General features: G+C 55.6%; 24 protein-coding genes, 1 tRNA gene and 1 riboswitch. Of the genes, 3 read left to right on the forward strand and 22 right to left on the reverse strand.

Annotation, left to right across the window (positions count from 1 at the left end; all coding sequences use genetic code 11):
- Positions 1-147: 147 nt before the first annotated feature.
- From RIN56_13290 to RIN56_13345, 12 genes are all read right to left on the reverse strand, one after another.
- Entirely contained in the window at positions 148-723 is a 576-nt protein-coding gene (locus RIN56_13290; GenBank protein ID MDR7867782.1) for a hypothetical protein, read from the reverse strand.
- Positions 720-878, reverse strand: a complete 159-nt coding sequence (locus RIN56_13295) for a hypothetical protein (protein ID MDR7867783.1) — start codon at positions 876-878, stop codon at positions 720-722. Before RIN56_13295 ends, RIN56_13290 begins: the two co-directional genes overlap by 4 nt.
- Positions 879-1050: 172 nt before the next feature.
- Positions 1051-1578, reverse strand: a complete 528-nt coding sequence (locus RIN56_13300) for a 3D domain-containing protein (protein ID MDR7867784.1) — start codon at positions 1576-1578, stop codon at positions 1051-1053.
- On the reverse strand, positions 1575-2456 hold the full coding sequence (locus tag RIN56_13305) for a DUF3102 domain-containing protein (GenBank protein ID MDR7867785.1): 882 nt from the start codon (positions 2454-2456) through the stop codon (positions 1575-1577). The genes RIN56_13300 and RIN56_13305 overlap by 4 nt, the downstream gene beginning before the upstream one ends.
- A 17-nt stretch (positions 2457-2473) precedes the next feature.
- Complete coding sequence (locus RIN56_13310; protein MDR7867786.1) at positions 2474-4072, reverse strand: PcfJ domain-containing protein; 1599 nt, start codon at positions 4070-4072, stop codon at positions 2474-2476.
- Between the two features lie 4 nt (positions 4073-4076).
- On the reverse strand, positions 4077-4439 hold the full coding sequence (locus RIN56_13315) for a hypothetical protein (protein ID MDR7867787.1): 363 nt from the start codon (positions 4437-4439) through the stop codon (positions 4077-4079).
- A gap of 146 nt (positions 4440-4585) precedes the next feature.
- Positions 4586-4882, reverse strand: a complete 297-nt coding sequence (locus RIN56_13320; GenBank protein MDR7867788.1) for a hypothetical protein — start codon at positions 4880-4882, stop codon at positions 4586-4588.
- Position 4883: 1 nt separating this feature from the next.
- A complete protein-coding gene (locus RIN56_13325) occupies positions 4884-5360 on the reverse strand; it encodes a hypothetical protein (protein ID MDR7867789.1) in 477 nt (158 codons plus the stop codon).
- Entirely contained in the window at positions 5357-6541 is a 1185-nt protein-coding gene (locus RIN56_13330) for a hypothetical protein (GenBank protein MDR7867790.1), read from the reverse strand. The genes RIN56_13325 and RIN56_13330 overlap by 4 nt, the downstream gene beginning before the upstream one ends.
- A 99-nt stretch (positions 6542-6640) precedes the next feature.
- Positions 6641-7213 (reverse strand): HD domain-containing protein, encoded by a 573-nt coding sequence (locus tag RIN56_13335; protein MDR7867791.1) that lies wholly within the window; start codon positions 7211-7213, stop codon positions 6641-6643.
- Entirely contained in the window at positions 7194-7394 is a 201-nt protein-coding gene (locus tag RIN56_13340; protein MDR7867792.1) for a hypothetical protein, read from the reverse strand. The genes RIN56_13335 and RIN56_13340 overlap by 20 nt, the downstream gene beginning before the upstream one ends.
- Positions 7395-7452: 58 nt before the next feature.
- Positions 7453-7656, reverse strand: a complete 204-nt coding sequence (locus tag RIN56_13345) for a hypothetical protein (GenBank protein MDR7867793.1) — start codon at positions 7654-7656, stop codon at positions 7453-7455.
- A 426-nt stretch (positions 7657-8082) separates the two neighbouring features.
- Between RIN56_13345 and RIN56_13350 the strand changes: the two genes are divergently transcribed.
- Positions 8083-8244, forward strand: coding sequence for a hypothetical protein (locus tag RIN56_13350; GenBank protein MDR7867794.1), 162 nt, complete (start codon positions 8083-8085; stop codon positions 8242-8244).
- Here the strand turns inward: RIN56_13350 and RIN56_13355 are convergent.
- Together RIN56_13355 and RIN56_13360 are read right to left on the reverse strand one after the other, a co-directional pair.
- Positions 8219-8464 (reverse strand): hypothetical protein, encoded by a 246-nt coding sequence (locus RIN56_13355; protein ID MDR7867795.1) that lies wholly within the window; start codon positions 8462-8464, stop codon positions 8219-8221. The genes RIN56_13350 and RIN56_13355 overlap by 26 nt on opposite strands.
- Before the next feature lie 128 nt (positions 8465-8592).
- On the reverse strand, positions 8593-8802 hold the full coding sequence (locus tag RIN56_13360; protein MDR7867796.1) for a helix-turn-helix transcriptional regulator: 210 nt from the start codon (positions 8800-8802) through the stop codon (positions 8593-8595).
- Positions 8803-8969: 167 nt separating this feature from the next.
- On the opposite strand from RIN56_13360, the gene RIN56_13365 reads away from it, so the two are divergent.
- Positions 8970-9335: a helix-turn-helix transcriptional regulator gene (locus tag RIN56_13365; protein MDR7867797.1), complete on the forward strand. Its 366-nt coding sequence runs from the start codon at positions 8970-8972 to the stop codon at positions 9333-9335.
- The gene (locus tag RIN56_13370) at positions 9319-10575 is read left to right on the forward strand and encodes a tyrosine-type recombinase/integrase (GenBank protein ID MDR7867798.1); all 1257 of its coding nucleotides are present in this window, start codon (positions 9319-9321) and stop codon (positions 10573-10575) included. Before RIN56_13365 ends, RIN56_13370 begins: the two co-directional genes overlap by 17 nt.
- Before the next feature lie 62 nt (positions 10576-10637).
- On the opposite strand, the gene RIN56_13375 is transcribed toward RIN56_13370, so the two are convergent.
- The 8 genes from RIN56_13375 to RIN56_13410 all read right to left on the reverse strand — a co-directional run bounded on the left by RIN56_13375 (position 10638) and on the right by RIN56_13410 (position 15796).
- Positions 10638-10714, reverse strand: a tRNA-Val gene (locus tag RIN56_13375).
- A 76-nt stretch (positions 10715-10790) separates the two neighbouring features.
- Complete coding sequence (locus RIN56_13380; GenBank protein MDR7867799.1) at positions 10791-11927, reverse strand: acyl-CoA dehydrogenase family protein; 1137 nt, start codon at positions 11925-11927, stop codon at positions 10791-10793.
- Between the two features lie 111 nt (positions 11928-12038).
- Positions 12039-12491, reverse strand: a complete 453-nt coding sequence (locus RIN56_13385) for a DMT family transporter (GenBank protein ID MDR7867800.1) — start codon at positions 12489-12491, stop codon at positions 12039-12041.
- 78 nt (positions 12492-12569) lie between these two features.
- The gene (locus RIN56_13390; GenBank protein ID MDR7867801.1) at positions 12570-13304 is read right to left on the reverse strand and encodes an alpha/beta hydrolase; all 735 of its coding nucleotides are present in this window, start codon (positions 13302-13304) and stop codon (positions 12570-12572) included.
- Positions 13305-13317: 13 nt separating this feature from the next.
- Positions 13318-13746 (reverse strand): PaaI family thioesterase, encoded by a 429-nt coding sequence (locus RIN56_13395; GenBank protein MDR7867802.1) that lies wholly within the window; start codon positions 13744-13746, stop codon positions 13318-13320.
- Positions 13743-14120, reverse strand: coding sequence for a VOC family protein (locus RIN56_13400; GenBank protein MDR7867803.1), 378 nt, complete (start codon positions 14118-14120; stop codon positions 13743-13745). The genes RIN56_13395 and RIN56_13400 overlap by 4 nt, the downstream gene beginning before the upstream one ends.
- Before the next feature lie 92 nt (positions 14121-14212).
- A complete protein-coding gene (locus RIN56_13405) occupies positions 14213-14812 on the reverse strand; it encodes a peptidoglycan-binding protein (protein MDR7867804.1) in 600 nt (199 codons plus the stop codon).
- Between the two features lie 51 nt (positions 14813-14863).
- A riboswitch (cyclic di-AMP (ydaO/yuaA leader) is annotated at positions 14864-15000 on the reverse strand.
- Positions 15001-15088: 88 nt separating this feature from the next.
- A complete protein-coding gene (locus RIN56_13410) occupies positions 15089-15796 on the reverse strand; it encodes a L,D-transpeptidase family protein (GenBank protein MDR7867805.1) in 708 nt (235 codons plus the stop codon).
- Positions 15797-15862: the final 66 nt, after the last annotated feature.

The raw sequence follows: 15862 nt of genomic DNA on the forward strand, positions 1-15862 counted from the left end.
GCGCCGGCATTATCGGCTGGCGGACTAGGTATCAGGTACCATTGTTGGATTCACGGCCAGGAACGGTACCTGTTTTTCGACGAGGGCCGCTGGTTCGCTGAGCGGGTGGGGTCGACCCGGCCGCTGCGGGAGGGCGAGGGGCGGTAATTACTCCGGCCCCTCTTTGTCGATAAGGTCGGCGGTGCGGGCGGCCTCCACGCATTCGCTGCACAGGTCAGGCTCTACCCAATAACAACCGCCGGGGCAGGCTTCGTTATCGGTGCATCCGCATACTCGGCAGCGGTGGCCGCTCTTTTTGATCTCCTCGACGGATTCTAGTAATTCGGGAATGTCAACGCAAATATAGGGCGTCATCGCATACATGAGCTCGGGCTCCATGCCTTCGGCCAGCAATATTACTGTTGGCTTGCTGGCTCCGATGGCCCATCCTGCTTCCAGGTGAGCGCTACGGCCGCACGGAAGGACGAGGACGCAACAATCGCAGTCATCCAGGGCATTCATATCAGACCAGAACCCAGCGCCCGCTATTTCGGTACACAGGGCATCCTTAAATTGTCGGGGCGACCAGGTCCGCCACTGCGGATCGATCTCCGACCAGTGAAAGCCGTTGTTGCCGGGGGCCGGATTTTTGAAGTCGTAAACTTCATGGCCGGCCTCGCGCAGCAATCGCACGATTTCCTGCTGAATCTCGTTACGCCAGGAACTGGCGACATAAATTTTCATTTCAGGTTCTCCTTTTCCTGGAATAGAGTGATATAAACGATTATCAGCATCCCGCTCACCATAGCCACATTGGCGATATAGTCGCACATCATTTCTGCCGGTGATTGCGGCTTCAAGTTCCAGCCGAAATACCACGTCTCAATGAAGTTGAACATTAGGCCGCCCCACACCCCGAATGCGCCGACAAAATATCGGCCTTTTCTTGAAGCAAGCCAATCGCTCACAGTTTCACGCCCTTTCCGGGAATGAGCCAGAACCTTGCCGGTAGTCTCCGCAATTTATCCCAGGCGCGCTGGCGGCGCCAGACGCGGGAATGGTTCATGTTCATCAGTTAACCCTCCCAATAATCCGGGTAGGTACCCGCCGTACGCCCCACTCCTGGGCTTCATGTACGGCGGACATGCCCACGAATATGTCGATATGGTCCGGGCCCCGGACGGCGGCGCCGGTGTCCAGGATGGTCACTAGGCCGACGCCGGCGCCGAATATTTTTGTACCGGCCGGGTAGTGCTCCGGATCGGCGGCCGCTACGCGCCAGGCGTCGGCGTCGGTCAGGCGGTACCCGGCGGAGGTGATGCCGTACGCGGGATGACCGGGGGCTTTGCCCGTCGATTCGGGGCCGGCGGTGTAGGCTGTGACCTTCATCACCCGGGCGCCGCCCCGGCTGGGCCCCGGTGTCGTGTTGACGCGCAGGGCCCGCTCCAGGACGTCGATGCGCTCGTGAGCCTGCTGGGCCAGCGCCGCTTGCTCCAGGACGACGGCCGCCGTGTGCATGATGATGGGGAATATGTAGACGGCGCCGGCCAGCAGCAGGCAGTTGGCGACGATGAGGGCGACGAGCAGGAAGCGCCTCATGTCAGCTTCTCCGTCATTTTGCCGATCAGGCCGGTCACGACGACCTTGTACTTCTCGCCGGCGTCGGCGTCGGCGACCTTGATCTCGCCCAGGGCGGTAAGCAGGTTGCGGAAATTGACCACCAAGGCGTCGAACTGGAGGCCAAATTTCATGACGGCGACAGCCGCGGGGTCGGGCTTAACAGTAGCCTCGACGGTGACCGGTTCTGCCAGCTGCTCGGTAAGTCGCCGGACCTCTTCCTTGGCCTCATCGAGCTCACCCTTCATTTCGGTGAGCTTTTCATCCGATGCGCCGGCCTTCTTCGCTTCGGTTAGCTGAGCGGTCAGGCGGTCAATGTCCTTCTTGGCCTTGTCCTGGGCGTCCTTCAGGGCTTTTTCGGCACTAGCCCGGGCGGTTTCTGCCGTTGTCGCCTTCGTCTCCGCTGTTGTCGCCCGCTTATCCGCGGCGGCTGCCTTGTCTTCGGCCTCCTTCTGTTTCCGGATGGCCTCCTGCAGTTCGCGGGTCTTCATGCTGGTGACGTCGTTCGCCTCCATGAATGCTTCCCGCTGATCAGCCGATAGCCCCAGCAGGGCAACCGCCTGGGTATAGCTCAAATCCGCAAGCGCTTGCGTTTTTGCGTTATCGCCGAATAGCGGGAGTTGGTCGGCGCCGTACTCCTCGAATATCTTCATGAGGTTCTGGGCGGTGCGCGGCGAGTAGTCGACCGATTTCTCTAGCCAGTCGGTCCACTGCCCATGCTCGAGCATGTCCTTGGCCTCGACCAGCCGACGGCCAATCTCGATGCTACCGCAGAGCATGACGGCCCGGGTCTGGGCCTTGATACCGTTTATCTCCGCCGCGATGACGTCGGCGGTTCTGGTGATGGTAATGTCGTTCATGGGTTACGCTCCTTTCATTATGCCGGGACAGTAACTCGGACGCGGACTTCATTCTCGGGCTGCATCCTGGCCGCGGTAAATGCGTCAACGAATTTTTTCACCCTGGCATCGGGATCGCAATTTCGGAGGCCGCGGCATTGGGTAATCATCATCTTGCCGTTGTATCCTTTATGGATTTCCATCGTGAAAAATGGCTTGTCAGGTTGTTTCTTGTTGCGGATCAGCAAAATGATAGATCGACCTTCAGCGTAGGCCCGGGCATAACCACCAACACAGTGTTCCAGCGACTTGCCTTCGGCGATTAATTCCTTCTGGTCTGCAGCCGGCCGGATAAACAGCCCCGATTTCTCGAAGCAGTATTTCTGCAGCTCGGCCACCTTGGCGACAAGTTTTTGGGCAAGCAGCTCATCGGCCTGATGCTGAACCTGCTTAATCGTGTTCTGGTGGGCTCGATACAGGTTCCGGGGGAACAGGGTCCGCTCGTTTGTCAGCTCCAGGTCGAGCTTAACGCAGTCGGCCAGGTAGTCACGCCAGGAGTGCAAAACAGCCTGCTCAGAATAGAAAGCCTGTTTTTTATCCGGGCGGAGCAGGGGAAACTGCTTGCTTATGTACGTCCAGGCCCGGCGCAACGTGGTTTGTTTTAGGATTTTCTGAAGGTCGCTATAGCACCAGCCGATGGCATTATCCACCTGCTTGATCTCGGTGAACGATAGGTTCGAGCCGTCTTTTCGGGAAACTTGCAGGTATCTGAGAAACGACGGGTCGACATGAATATCGGCGGCCTTGAGTTCACGCAGGTCTTTTTTTGACAACCTCAGAACCTTCATCACCGTCTTCCCGCGCCAGTTGATGCAACCAAAGGTATTGCCGCCTTCCAGCTTGGTCTCCACCAGATGGCTGAAGCCCATCTTTGTCAGATACTCGACGCATGGGTATTTCGCATATAAGGCAAAGAACTTGACCATGTCGCCGTGATCGTACTGCTCCCAGGTGCTGAATCGGAACTGAGTGCCGGCCACAGCTGCCGCGATGCTATTTCGGGAATAGCTGATAACAACGTCATTGCTTCCTCCCCAGCCGTTTGCCGTAATCGGAGTAAACAGGGAATAAACCGACTTGCATTGACTGAGGCTGCCCTTTTCCATTCTCGGGCGGCCGTCCCAAGTGACATAGTAACCGTGCTTGTGGCAGAGCATATGGGCCTGGCCAGGCCGGAACAGATAAAACGCCTTGGTAAGATAGATGGTTTTTACTTGCCGGTAGTCACCGCGATAGTCGCGTACTGCGTAAATCCCCCTGGCGATAATAGCCTCCGGGTCGTATGTCGACTTTTCGTAGTACACAAAATATCCCTCATCCAACAGCCGCTTTCGGCCGATACCAGCTGCCTTAACAATACAGGTGCTTCCGCAATGAGGGCATTTGGCCTGGCTATTGTGTCGTAGCTTGGTGTTGGCGGTTTCTTTCCGGCAATGGGTGCAGTAGGCGTACTGGCGTTTCCCTTCACGTCGGGTGAACAGGTACCGGCTCCACCGAAACACACTGTCAGTTGCATACTGCTTGATTTCATCGGACCGGTCGTCGGGGAAATGTTCCAGAATCTCGTTAATCTCCATGTGGTCAACCTCTCAGCAGGTCATCCAGGCTTACGTCGAAATCGGTGGATGCCGTTTTGGGGATAAGTAAAGCCGCCGGTACCGGCGAAGGGATCGACGCAGTGCCGCTGATTCCGAAGTACTCGAGTACGACTGCGAAGCCCTCGGCATCCGTCAGTACCGCGCAGTTGCCCGATTTCTTCTTTTCAGCAGCGGATCTCATTGCGGACAAGCTGCCGGCAATGGTTTTGCCACTGGCCATGACCTTCTCGGCCGCGGCGGGGTTGGCCGTCAAATGGTGCAGCAGCATATCACCGACAACCTGAACATAGGTATCGTTCTTCGCCACCATTTCGTCGCGAATTTTTTCGATGGCTTTATCAAGCATGATGGTACCTCCCTATTTACTCGGTCTCGTAACAACGGCCATACAGGCGACCCCGAGGCAAGGAATGTTCTCGGGCTTTGGTTTCGCCTTACAGCAGCCGGCGTAATTGTGCTGGCAGTTCGCCTTTGCGCCCATGATGCAGAGGGTCATTGACGTTCACCACCCTCGGCCAACAGCCTGTCGATCTCGGCGGCGATCAGGGCGCCGGCTTTTTGTAGTTCGTAGATTCGATCTTCGGGGCATGGTTTCCACCATTCAAGCCCCCAAGGCCAAAGCCGTTGTGCCATTCCCCATGCCATACGAACAATTTGAGGGAAAGCGTAACACCCTGCGGCGATAGCCAATTCACCTCTTGAGTGCTGGCGATCGTGCTCGGCTGTCCAGCCCTCCTGATCTATTTGCCGCTGACGCTCTTCGGCAATCAGTTGTACCCCTTTGGTCATGCTAACAGCTCCTTTCGCTCAGTCCCGGCATCAGAGCCGGCATTTGGTTCCGTTCATACGCCGCCGCGATCTGCGGTACCGCCCACTGACCGACCGTCTGACCATTCGGTAACAGCATCGGCGCCAGAAATTCATCATCGAAGGTGACGATGCCGGATTCGATTGCCTCCAGCTTCGCCTTGATAAGCAGAGACATCGCCCGCCACCGCTGCCGGCAGGCTTGCTCCCAGGCAGCTCTCGCCGCTGCGGGGCTTCGACGAACCTGCCGTTCCGGAGTGTACGTAAATTCCCTGTCGTTCTGGTCCGGCATCGGCAGGAGAAATCGACACATTCGGCCGTTAGCCTTGAACGTCAGCATGGCGTTGTTGCCCTCCCATGCGTAACCGAATCCCTGGGCGCCATACCTCCGCAAGGTGCGCTCGATCTCGCCGCGGGAACGGGATTCGTCGACCTGGGTACCCTCAGCGTAGCGGGTCATCCGACCTCACCCTTCCGCAATTTTGCCACCATACCCTCGATATACCCGAGAGCATAATCCAGAGATGGGCAAAACTTCGTGACGTGGTACCGGAGGAACTTGCTGTTTCGGAAAGCCTGGCCCCAGACAATGACTATTTTTCCCATCTCCCACGCCTCTCGGATCTCCATGGCGGTACCGATGTAACCGCCGGCTGCATTATTCATTTCAACCAGAACAATATCCGCCGACGCAATGTCGGCCAAGTCACGCTCGACGACCTCCTGAGGCGTCCAAGAAAGTGCCCCGTCTCGGGTCGGGTCAATAACCGTGACACCTATGGCTTCCAGCTCAGCTGTCGCTGCCAGTCTCCATTCGGAAGCATACTCACCGGTCACGTAGTCAATGGCTCCACATAGATAAACGATTATCGGTCGATTACCCGTTGCCGGTCTTTTCTCCCCGAACACGTCGGCCAATTCCTCCACCGTCGGCGTGTGCGCTGCGGCTTCCTGGTTGGCGGCGACGATCTCCTGAAACTTCTCAGAACCGATGAACGCGGCCATAGCGGCGGCGACGGCACCCGGTTGCTGGTCGGCTGCGGCCGGCTGGTCCTTAGGCTGCACAGCTGTGCCCCCCCCGGAGACGTTTTCCGGCTTTGTATTTTCCGGAGTGACAATCTTCGCCGGCCTGGCGCTGGGGAACTTAAATTTCATCTGGCTGGCCTTCCAGGACAGTGACGCCGGCGTCGTTCCGTACCCCTTTGCCATTTCCTCGCGGCTCAGACCGGCGTCTACGCACGCCTGCAGTCCTTCGACGGTAATATCTTTCATCCGGGATGGCTCACACGTTTCCAGCGCTTTCGTCGGCGCCATGCCCGCTAAAATACCTTCGTGAAATTTCATTGAGCATCTTTCCTCTCTTTTTGTTTGGTCAAACCCATAGAGGTCAATATCTTTTTCCGACGCCTCGTGCCGCTGGCCACCGCCAGCTATATGCGATCGAATAGAGTTAATCCATGACCGGCTGTGCCGATATAGTTCCTTAACTTGCGACTCGGTAAGCCCGGCGGCCAGTAGCCGCGCCTTCAGCTTAGGGGTCAATTCTTCCCGCGGCAGCCGCCGACAGTCGGACATAATGCGCTCCGGTGGCCAGCCAAGATCCAGGGCCTCATCGGGCGGCGGGAAATAGCTCTGCGTCACGCGGCAGGCGCTAGGCGCTGGCGCCGGTATGCGGCCCACTGGCGGTACCGAGATGCCCAATCGGTACGATTTGATTGATTTACGGCCGGACATAGACGATCACTTCCCGTCAAAATAGGTTGCAGCCAGGTCCGCCATGTGCAAAGCGGTGATGAGCGGATACTTTTTCAGGGCGGCGGCCAGGGCTTGTCCACTTGCGTACTGTCGGGCCGCGTCATCGAAGCCGGCCATGTGCCAACGGATGGCCATGATCTCGTCACCGGTCAGCGGCATGTGCCGCATGGCCAGGATGACGCTTTTCTCGCCGTGGCCGAGGGGGATTGTATCCTCGATGGCGTAATACGGCACCTTTTCCCATTGGCCAGTTTGTTCGTTTTTAACGTTCCTGGTACTGACGGTGTAGAAGTCGGCCTTGCAGATATCGTGGAGAAGGGCGACGATGATAGCCGTGGAATTACTGACGGGCAACAGCTTTTCCTCAAAGGTACCGGCAATTTTACAGAGATTGTTATACACCGCCAGGCTGTGCTCCAGTAATCCGCCCTCGTGAGCGCCGTGGTATTGGGTGCTGGCGGGGGCCGTGAAGAAGTCGGTGGATTCTAACCAGCTGGCGAGATCAGTTCTGCCGGGCCGGCCGGTAGAGGCCAGGAGTTCAAGATAGCGTTTTCGCATTGGCCGCCCTCCCTGCCAGTATCTCTTCAATGACTCGGGCCTGGCCGAGGGCATGTCCCGAGCCGGCGGACACAAAAACAGCGGCGAGCTGCTTTAGAGTCCCTGTCGAATATCCCTGCCAGGTCGCCAGGTGGTGCCGGCGGGCGTATTCGTAACCGCTGTCAAAATCTTGTTGTTCCATATGCGCCTCCATTGACTGATACCGCGGCGCGTGGTACGATATCAGTAGATTCGTGTCGTTAGGCTGCTCTTGTGGCAGTCTTTTTCTTTTTCTCGTTGAGTCTCCGTGCCAGTCGCTCGGCTATCCTCAGGGCGACTTTCATTTTTCGATAGCACCGGCGCCGGCAGTGGGGGTCATTAATCAGCGGAATGATTTGCTGGTAGGCGTTAACGACGCGCTGCTGTTCCCTCAACCGGATCGCCGTGGTTCTGATTGAGGCCACCTCTACACACCTCCCCTCGGTCGATTTCTAACCGTCGACACCGCTGGCATCGTCGCCATTCCCGGTTGAATATCCGTATGTGGCGCCATCGGTGGATACCAAGCCAGCAGAGCAGCCTCGCCCATGCCGGAGGACGGTTTTCCGATGGAAATGTCGTCGTAACGTACACCTTTCTGTTCATCTCCATCCTCCTACAAGCCAGGCCAGCCAGATCAGCACGCCGGCCAGGGCTACCGGGCCCCATCGACCGGCTAACCAGAACAGCAGACGCCGGCAGTTGATGATCACCCAGGCAACCAGGCGCGCGTCCCGCGATTGGCGCCATTGTTTGTCGAGTTGGATACGGATGCGGGACATAAGACATCATCTCCTTTACAGGAAATTGTTTCCTCCCGTCGAAATATGCGGCGAAGGGAGGTGATGTGCGTGGCGACGATTGAAGAGAAACAAATTGCCAAGGAGATTCTTATTGAACTAATTAGAAAGAACGCTCTTGATTTCGAGGCTTTCCCGGGAACTAAAAACTACAAAGATTTATCACTTCTGGCCTACAAAGACATTCTCAAGGTTGTTTCTGAGTCCGAATAACAACCGACAACTCAACTAGCGCCCTTACGACCTCCGGCAGCGTCTGAACCACGCTACTGGGGGTTTCTTCTTCTGTTGCCTTGATAATGAACTGGCACAGCGCATCGTGCACATCAAATAAGTTTGCCATCCCCTCACCTCCTTTCAGCCATTCATTGACCTGCCAGCCGCAGACGCGGATCGCGCTCATCACCTGGACGCTGCCGAGCAGTTCGTTCATGCGAATCCGCCTTCCTACTGCTCTTCCGGTTTCCCGCTCTTGAAATGAGCCAGCAGCTCGTCTGCGCGAAATCGCATGACGGCTTGACTCAATCGCACAATATGTGCGAAATTTAGGCATAGAAAAACCTAGGCCCCTTTGATTTCCTCTACAAAGAGATCGCCGATTTCGACGCCCAGCGCATCGGCAAGTAAGGGCACATCTTTGGCGTAAATCTGAACACTGCCGCCCTCTACCTGGCTTAACCACGAACCGTACTTGCCCAGCTTCTTTTGAACATGTCGTTGCGAAATGCCTTTGTCGATGCGAATTTGTCGAATTCTGTTGCCTATATCCATTTTCAACCCTCCTTTTTTGACAATTATTTCTTTTATCTGACTTTAGTATAATCTCACATTTTGTGCGTGTCAATTATAAATAGCACATATTGAAATATTTTTTTGACTTTTTCCCACATTTTGTATATAATCAAAACAAATATAAAAAGAGGTGTGATGATAAAAGAATGTTTGATAAGGAATTGTTGTTAAAAAGACTTAGGCAGGCTAGAGAAGATGCAAGATTAACACACGAAGAAGTTGCTAAAAACTTAGGATACAATTCATCAAGCACGATCGGAAACTACGAGGCAGGCAGAAGAGAAATTTCCGCTAAAGACCTGATTGCTATGGCTAAGCTCTACGATGTTTCTTTAAGTTGGCTCTATGGCCAAAATGATGAAAAGGATTTGTCACTTACTAAGGTTGATCGCAGAGAATGGTTATTGCTTCTAGCCTTTAGAAAAGCATCTGAAAGAGATAAGACTATTATCGAAAACATTCTCAACTCGTTTCCTGATAAAGGAGATGATGCTAATGAGCGTTCAGTTTAAAGATAACATATGGTATGCAGTTGTTTATTACCGCGACGAATTCAACAAAAAACGCTACAAATGGTACCCGGCCGAAGGGCAAAAGGCTGCCGAGCGCCTTGAAAGAGAAATCAGATCGAAGCTCGACAAAGGTGAGTTGACCATTACCAATAAAACTACTGTAAAACAGTATCTTAATAAATGGTTGGAGCTTGAAATAAAACCTCGCCGCCGGCCGGCAACAGTGCAAAATTATCAGGACCGGATCGACGCTCTCTGCGCCAACCTCGGCGAAGCCCAACTGGACAAACTGAAGCCGACGACCATCACCGAACATCTCAACAAGGAGCTTGCGCGGGGTCTGAAGCCGACCAGCATACAGGCGCAATTTGCCGTACTTAACCAGGCGCTTAAAAAGGCCGTGCTCTGGCAGTTACTCTCCCGGAATCCCTGCGACGCCGTTACCCCGCCGCAAAGAAACGAGCCGAACAACATGGTTTGGTCGCATGAACAGGTTACGCGATTCCTTGACTTCCACCGCGAAAACAGTATTTATCTCGTCTGGCTCCTCGGGTTCCTTTGCGGCCTGCGCCGGGGGGAAATTCTTGGACTCCAATGGGGGAATGTCGATTTAAAGAACAAGGGCGCTTACGTCGAATATTCGCTCGACAGGATGGATGAGGAAGAAGCAAAGCGGCTTTTGGAGCAGAAAGAAATTAAATGGTATGGCTGCAAGTCGAAAACCAAGGCTGACAAAAAGGGTAACCCCATCCCGCCCACCGTTCTGGCGCTCGGCCCCACGAAAACCAAACAATCAAAAGGATATGCCTCTCTTCCTGACATCGTTATTGCGGTCATGGAAGATATTCGCAAAAAACAGATGGCCGGCATCGGCAACAAGAAGAAGAATTCGAAGGTTAAGCAGGCGCAGCTCTGCGATCAGAACTTCGTGATCCGTCACCGGGACGGTCTGCCCTACGAGCCGGATTATATCACTCACGCGCTGCCCAAAGCCATCGAAGCATATAACAATGCCCAGACGGAAGAAAAAAACAAGTTGCCCGCTCTCCGGGTCCACGACATGCGTCACACCTACGTCACGATACTATACGAGCTTGGCCTGGACACTAAGGCCGTCTCAGAGGCCGCCAGACACGCAAAAACCAGTTTCACGGCGGATTACTACGTCCACCTCCGCAAAGAGGTTAAACAGCGGCCAGCAGAGATTATCAACCTCACTTTTAAAAAGGGATTAGGATAAGATTAGGAAAACACAAAAAAGGGCGCTCAGCTGCAATAGCCGAGCGCCCTTTGATTTCAATATGGTGGGGTTAAACGGACTCGAACCGCTGGCCTCCTCGATGTCAACGAGGCGCTCTAACCAACTGAGCTATAACCCCATATTTTTGCGGCAGAGATAGCAACTGCCGCAAGAAACATTATATTACTGTAAACAAGAATTGTCAAGGGGGCTGTTTAATACAAAATCTGGTTGGCGATAACGAGACGCTGAATCTGGTTGGTGCCTTCGTATATCTGCATGATCTTGGCGTCGCGCATGTACTTCTCGGTGGGGTATTCCTTGATATAGCCGTAGCCGCCGAGAACCTGAACGGCATCGGTGGTAACTTTCATGGCGACATCGGCCGCATAGCACTTGGCCATGGCCGCCTCTTTGGCGAACGGCAGGTTTTGGTCTTTGAGCCAGCAGGCCTTGAAGACCATGAGCCGGGCTGTTTCCACGGCGATAGCCATGTCGGCGAGCATCGCCTGAACGAGTTGGAACGAGGCGATGGGCTTACCAAACTGCTCGCGCTCTTTGGAATATTTGACGGCAGCGTCAAAGGCGGCCTGAGCGATGCCTACCGATACGGCCCCGACTAGCGGGCGAGCGGCGTCGAGGGTTTTCATGGCAATTTTGAAGCCTTCCCCTTCCCTGCCAAGTCGGTTGGCGGTGGGAATACGGACGTTGTCGAGGATGAGTTCGCAGGTGTTGGAGGCGCGGATGCCCATTTTGTCTTCCTCTTTGCCGACCGAAAAACCGGGGGTGTTTCGGTCGACAATGAAGGCCGTCAGGCCGCGGATGCCCGCAGATTTGCGGGCGTTGGCAAATATGATGAAGATGTCGGCGAGGCCGCCATTGGTGATAAAGCATTTGGTGCCGTTGAGGATGTAGTAATCATCGCCGTCTTTGACGGCGGTGGTTGCTACCGCACCTGCGTCGGAACCGGCTCCCGGCTCGGTAAGGGCAAAGGCCGCCAGTTTGCCGCTGTTGATGATATCAAAGTAGTGTTTCTTCTGCTCATCGGTACCCATGAGTATGACAGGATATGAGGCCAGGGCATTTGCGGCGACACTGGTGGCTACACCGGCGCAGCCTTTGCCAAGTTCTTCGTAGATAAGGGCGATGGTGACAGCATCCAGCCCCGGACCGTCGAATTCTTCAGGCACGACCAGGCTAACAATACCGGCTTCGTCAAGCTTTTGGAGCAGACCGGGCCGCATTTCCCCGTTGTGGTCCATCTCAAGGGCGTAGGGAGTAATCTCTTTGGCAACTACTTCCTGAGCCATCTTCTTGAGGGCAAGCTGGTCGGGAGTAAAGTTAAAATCCATTACTTATCCTCCTTGTTAAGATTCGGCGTGGCAAAAAATTACTTAAAAGGACATGGGGAAAAAACCCTAAAAATAAGTATACATTATAATAATTTTTTTGTGAAGGAAAATCTACTTTAGCAGCAACCTGGCACCGATCGCCAAAAGCGCCAGACCGGCGACCTGGCTCCAGCCGCACGGTATTTTCTGGAGACCGAAGCCGCCGAAATGGTCGATTACGACTGCAGTCATCACTTGGCCGACGATTATGGCCGTGGTGGCGTTGGCTACTCCGACGCGTGGGATGCTGGCAGCCACCAGGTAGATAATGAATACGCTTATCACGCCCCCGAGGTAGGAATACCATGGAGCCTGGAACAAACCGCCGAGATCGCCGCGTCCCATTTTGAGGATAAATAAAACGACGAGCAAGACTAGCGTCCCTATGGCGTGAACGACAAATGTCGCTTCCCACAGGCCTACTGCCTTGCTCAGCGCGGTATTGACCGAACCCTGCACAGCCATCAGCACGCCGGACACTAGCGCCAGGAGGAGCGGCAGCAAATGGGCGGGTACCAAGTCCAATGGGCTGAGCCTCCCTTGTCAAGCAGAATGCTTTCCTGGGTAGTATAAGCCCAATTCGCGATTATATGCAGGTCGGCTTCACCAGTCGCGCGGAGCCGAAAAGCCGGCCTCCAGCCAGGCGAGCAATGCCGCGGACGCTTGTTCGTGGCCACTGAGAAAGCGGTGATCGGCTCCGGGGACGACGGTCATCTTTTTCGGTTCACCAGCCTGATCGAATATTTCGACAGCCTGCCGCAGGGGGACTATTTCGTCGTTTTCGCCGTGGACAACGAGCATTGGCCGGCCGCTGACCAGCCTGGCGCAAGCAAGGAGGTCGAAACGGTCGAAATCGCCGAGAAAATCGGGGGTCATGCAAACATGGCCGAATTCGTCGGCTATGCTGACTGGTTCCCCACCAAGCAGCCGGCTGTACGCTTCCTCTCCCAGAGAGAGGCGGAATGTCTCGTGGAGGTTGTGGGGAGCGGACCACAGGCAGAGGCCGCCGATGAGCCTGTCGGCGGCTGCGACGGCGAGAGCGGCGCTGCCGCCCATGCTGCGCCCGAAAAGAACGATTCGGTCGCTGACCTCGCGTCGGCTGTAGGACACAACTGCCCGCAGCTCTTCGACCTGTTCGGAAAGCAGGCTGAGAGGCGCAAAGTCGAACAGCAGGGCGACAAAACCGTTTTCGGCAACCCTTGCAGCGAGTGACGACGCCCGCCCGCCCCCCTCTTTGGAGCCCCGGAAGCCATGACAGAATATGACGGCATAATCGCGCTGGCGTTCCACGGGAAGATAGAGGATAGCGTTCAGTTTGCCTGCCGCGGTTGGGATCATTATTTCCCGTTTTTTAATCAAGGTCGAGGCTGCCGACGACAAAGAAGGTTCCCCTCGCTTTTGCCAAAAGTCTGCCGGCCGTGTCGCGATGTTCGGCTTCCACGACGACGGTGTGCTGGCCGTTGTGCACGACCTTCGCCACAGCTGTCATCGTCTCGCCGTCGGCCGCGCCGTATATGTAGTTGATGTTGAGATCCAGGGTCACGACCCTTTTACCGAGTGATACGCAGACGAGTCCCATCGCCGTGTCGGCCAGTGACGCCGTAGCACCGCCGTGCGCCATCCCGTACAGATTGCCGTGGATTGCCTGGATGACCGGCATCGACAGCGTTGCTTCCCCTTCTTTGACATCCTCCACTTTCATCTGCAGAAGCCCGACGAAGGGATTGCGTTTGTAAAGGTTATGCATTTTTTCTTTGAGTCTGTCGATTTTGTCTGTCATAGCGCCGCTTCCTGGATGAATTCCAGCCTCTCCCCGTCCGGGCCGGCGAAAAAAAAGATCTTTTTGTCGCCCAGAGCAGTGCGGGGCGCGTCGAAAAGCAGCGTTACCCCTTTTTCCCGCAGTTTGGCAATAGCGGCGTCGATATCATTCACTTTGAAGGCGAGGTGATCCACAATCCCGGCCCGGCGCGGTTCCTTTTCGCCAGCCTGGTATTGGACCAGCTCGATTATCTGCGTCCCTGCCTTCAAGAAGGCGATCTTGACCCTTTCATCCTCATAAGCGCCCGCCGGCTGACAGCCGAGAACATCGCGGTAAAACCGGCCGGAGCGGTCGGCATCTTTTACGACAAGGCCGATGTGAGCTATTTCGTACATGAGCATCTTCCCTTCTGTGTAGGTTAATATGGTATACGCCACAGCCAAGCGCCATTCCTTTTTATGAAAAAAAAGCAGGTTTGACCTGCTCTTTAATCGAGAATATAGACTGTAACCTTCTGGACGCCGAATTGGAGAGCGTCAGCGCGGTTTTCGAACGCGAGGTCGATTTTGTTGCCCTTGATGGCGCCGCCGATATCGTCGGCGATTGCAAAACCGTAGCCTTTGATGAATAACCGCGTGCCAAGCGGGATAACTCGGGGATCGACCGCCGCCAGCCCCCGTCTGAGTTCGTGCCCGCGGTAGGTGTGACTGCCGTTGCCGTCATCCTGAGCCGTGTAGGCGGTAGCGGTCATCGTCAGTTCGCGGTTGTAGCGATTTGGCGCAGTGCTGGCCCGTTCGCGCTGGAGGAAGGCGATGGTTTCTTTGCCGACCACGCCGTCGGGCTTCAGGCCGTTATAGGTCTGAAATCTCTGAACGGCCTCAAGGGTAGCGCCGCCGAAGATGCCGTCGATCTGCCCGGCGTAATAGCCGGTATCGGCCAGCAGCTTCTGAACCATCTTGACGTCCTCGCCCCGCGCTCCCTGTTTGAGGGGCTTGTCCGCCGCAGGCGCAGGGGCAACCGCTGCAAGCGCGGTGGCGTTGGCAAGCAACAGCGCCGCCAGTATCGCCGCAATATAAACTTTTTTCATCAATTCACCCCTCTTGTTGCTGGCCTCCGCGGCGCCGTTCGCGTATAACGGAACCGCTTGGCCTAATGCCTCGGGGATTAGCTGTCGGGTTCGGGCGAAGAGGATTAGACGCCCTTCCGCTGTCGCGGATTCACCCCTGTGTCTCTAGTGGTTCTCCCCTACCGGTTAGGATTCGGCATTATAATGTATTCGACAAAAGACGGCAAAATCATTTATTTTGCCCTAAAAACGCTCCGGTGCCGCCAAACAGGCACCTTTACACTGTCGCCAGCCACGCTATAGGCCAAGCTTTTCGAGCGTTTTGCGGTCGGCGACCCCGGTCGGCCTGAGTCCTTTGTCGTGCTGAAACCTTTTCAGCGCCTCTTCGACGTCCCGGTTGAACAACCCGTCGGCTCGCCCTTCATAATAGCCGTTTTTGCGCAGCCTGGTCTGCAGCAGGACAACGTCGGGCCCCGTGGAGGTGTAGCGCAGCTGGCGTTCGATGCGCACCCTGCCCCCTTCGATGCGCACGGGGGTGCCGACAGGCACCCACTCAAACAATTCCTCGATGTCCCTGTTCCGCATGCGGATGCAGCCCTGGCTGGCGAATTGGCCTATTGACCACGGTCTGTTGGTGCCGTGGATGCCGTACCCGCCCCACGGGACGTTGAGGCCTAGGAATCTGGTGCCGAAGATGTCGCCGGAGTGATAGGCTTTCCAGGTGACGATCCACTCCCCGTACGGCGATGGGGTTTCCGAACGGCCGACGGCAATGCGGTATTGCTTGTATAATTTGCCGTCGCTCAGCACTTCAAGACGGCGTGCCGGCACATTCACCACCAGAATTACACTGCCTTCGGGCCGTGTCGCCGGCTGATTGGGAACGGACGCGAGTTCCTGTTCGTCCCAGTATTCGAAACCGGCCAGCCCGGTAAGCAGCCCGGCGACAGCCAGCAGGGCAACGCAAAAGGATACACCATGCCTCCTGTTCCTAAGCGCGGTCAGCAAATTTTTCTCCCCCTCCCGGCATTTCCTGGTCAAATATATGTAGCGTCTGCGGGCGATATCCCT

The sequence above is a fragment of the Sporomusaceae bacterium genome (assembly GCA_031460455.1).
In the GTDB taxonomy this organism is placed as follows: domain Bacteria; phylum Bacillota; class Negativicutes; order Sporomusales; family UBA7701; genus Anaeroselena.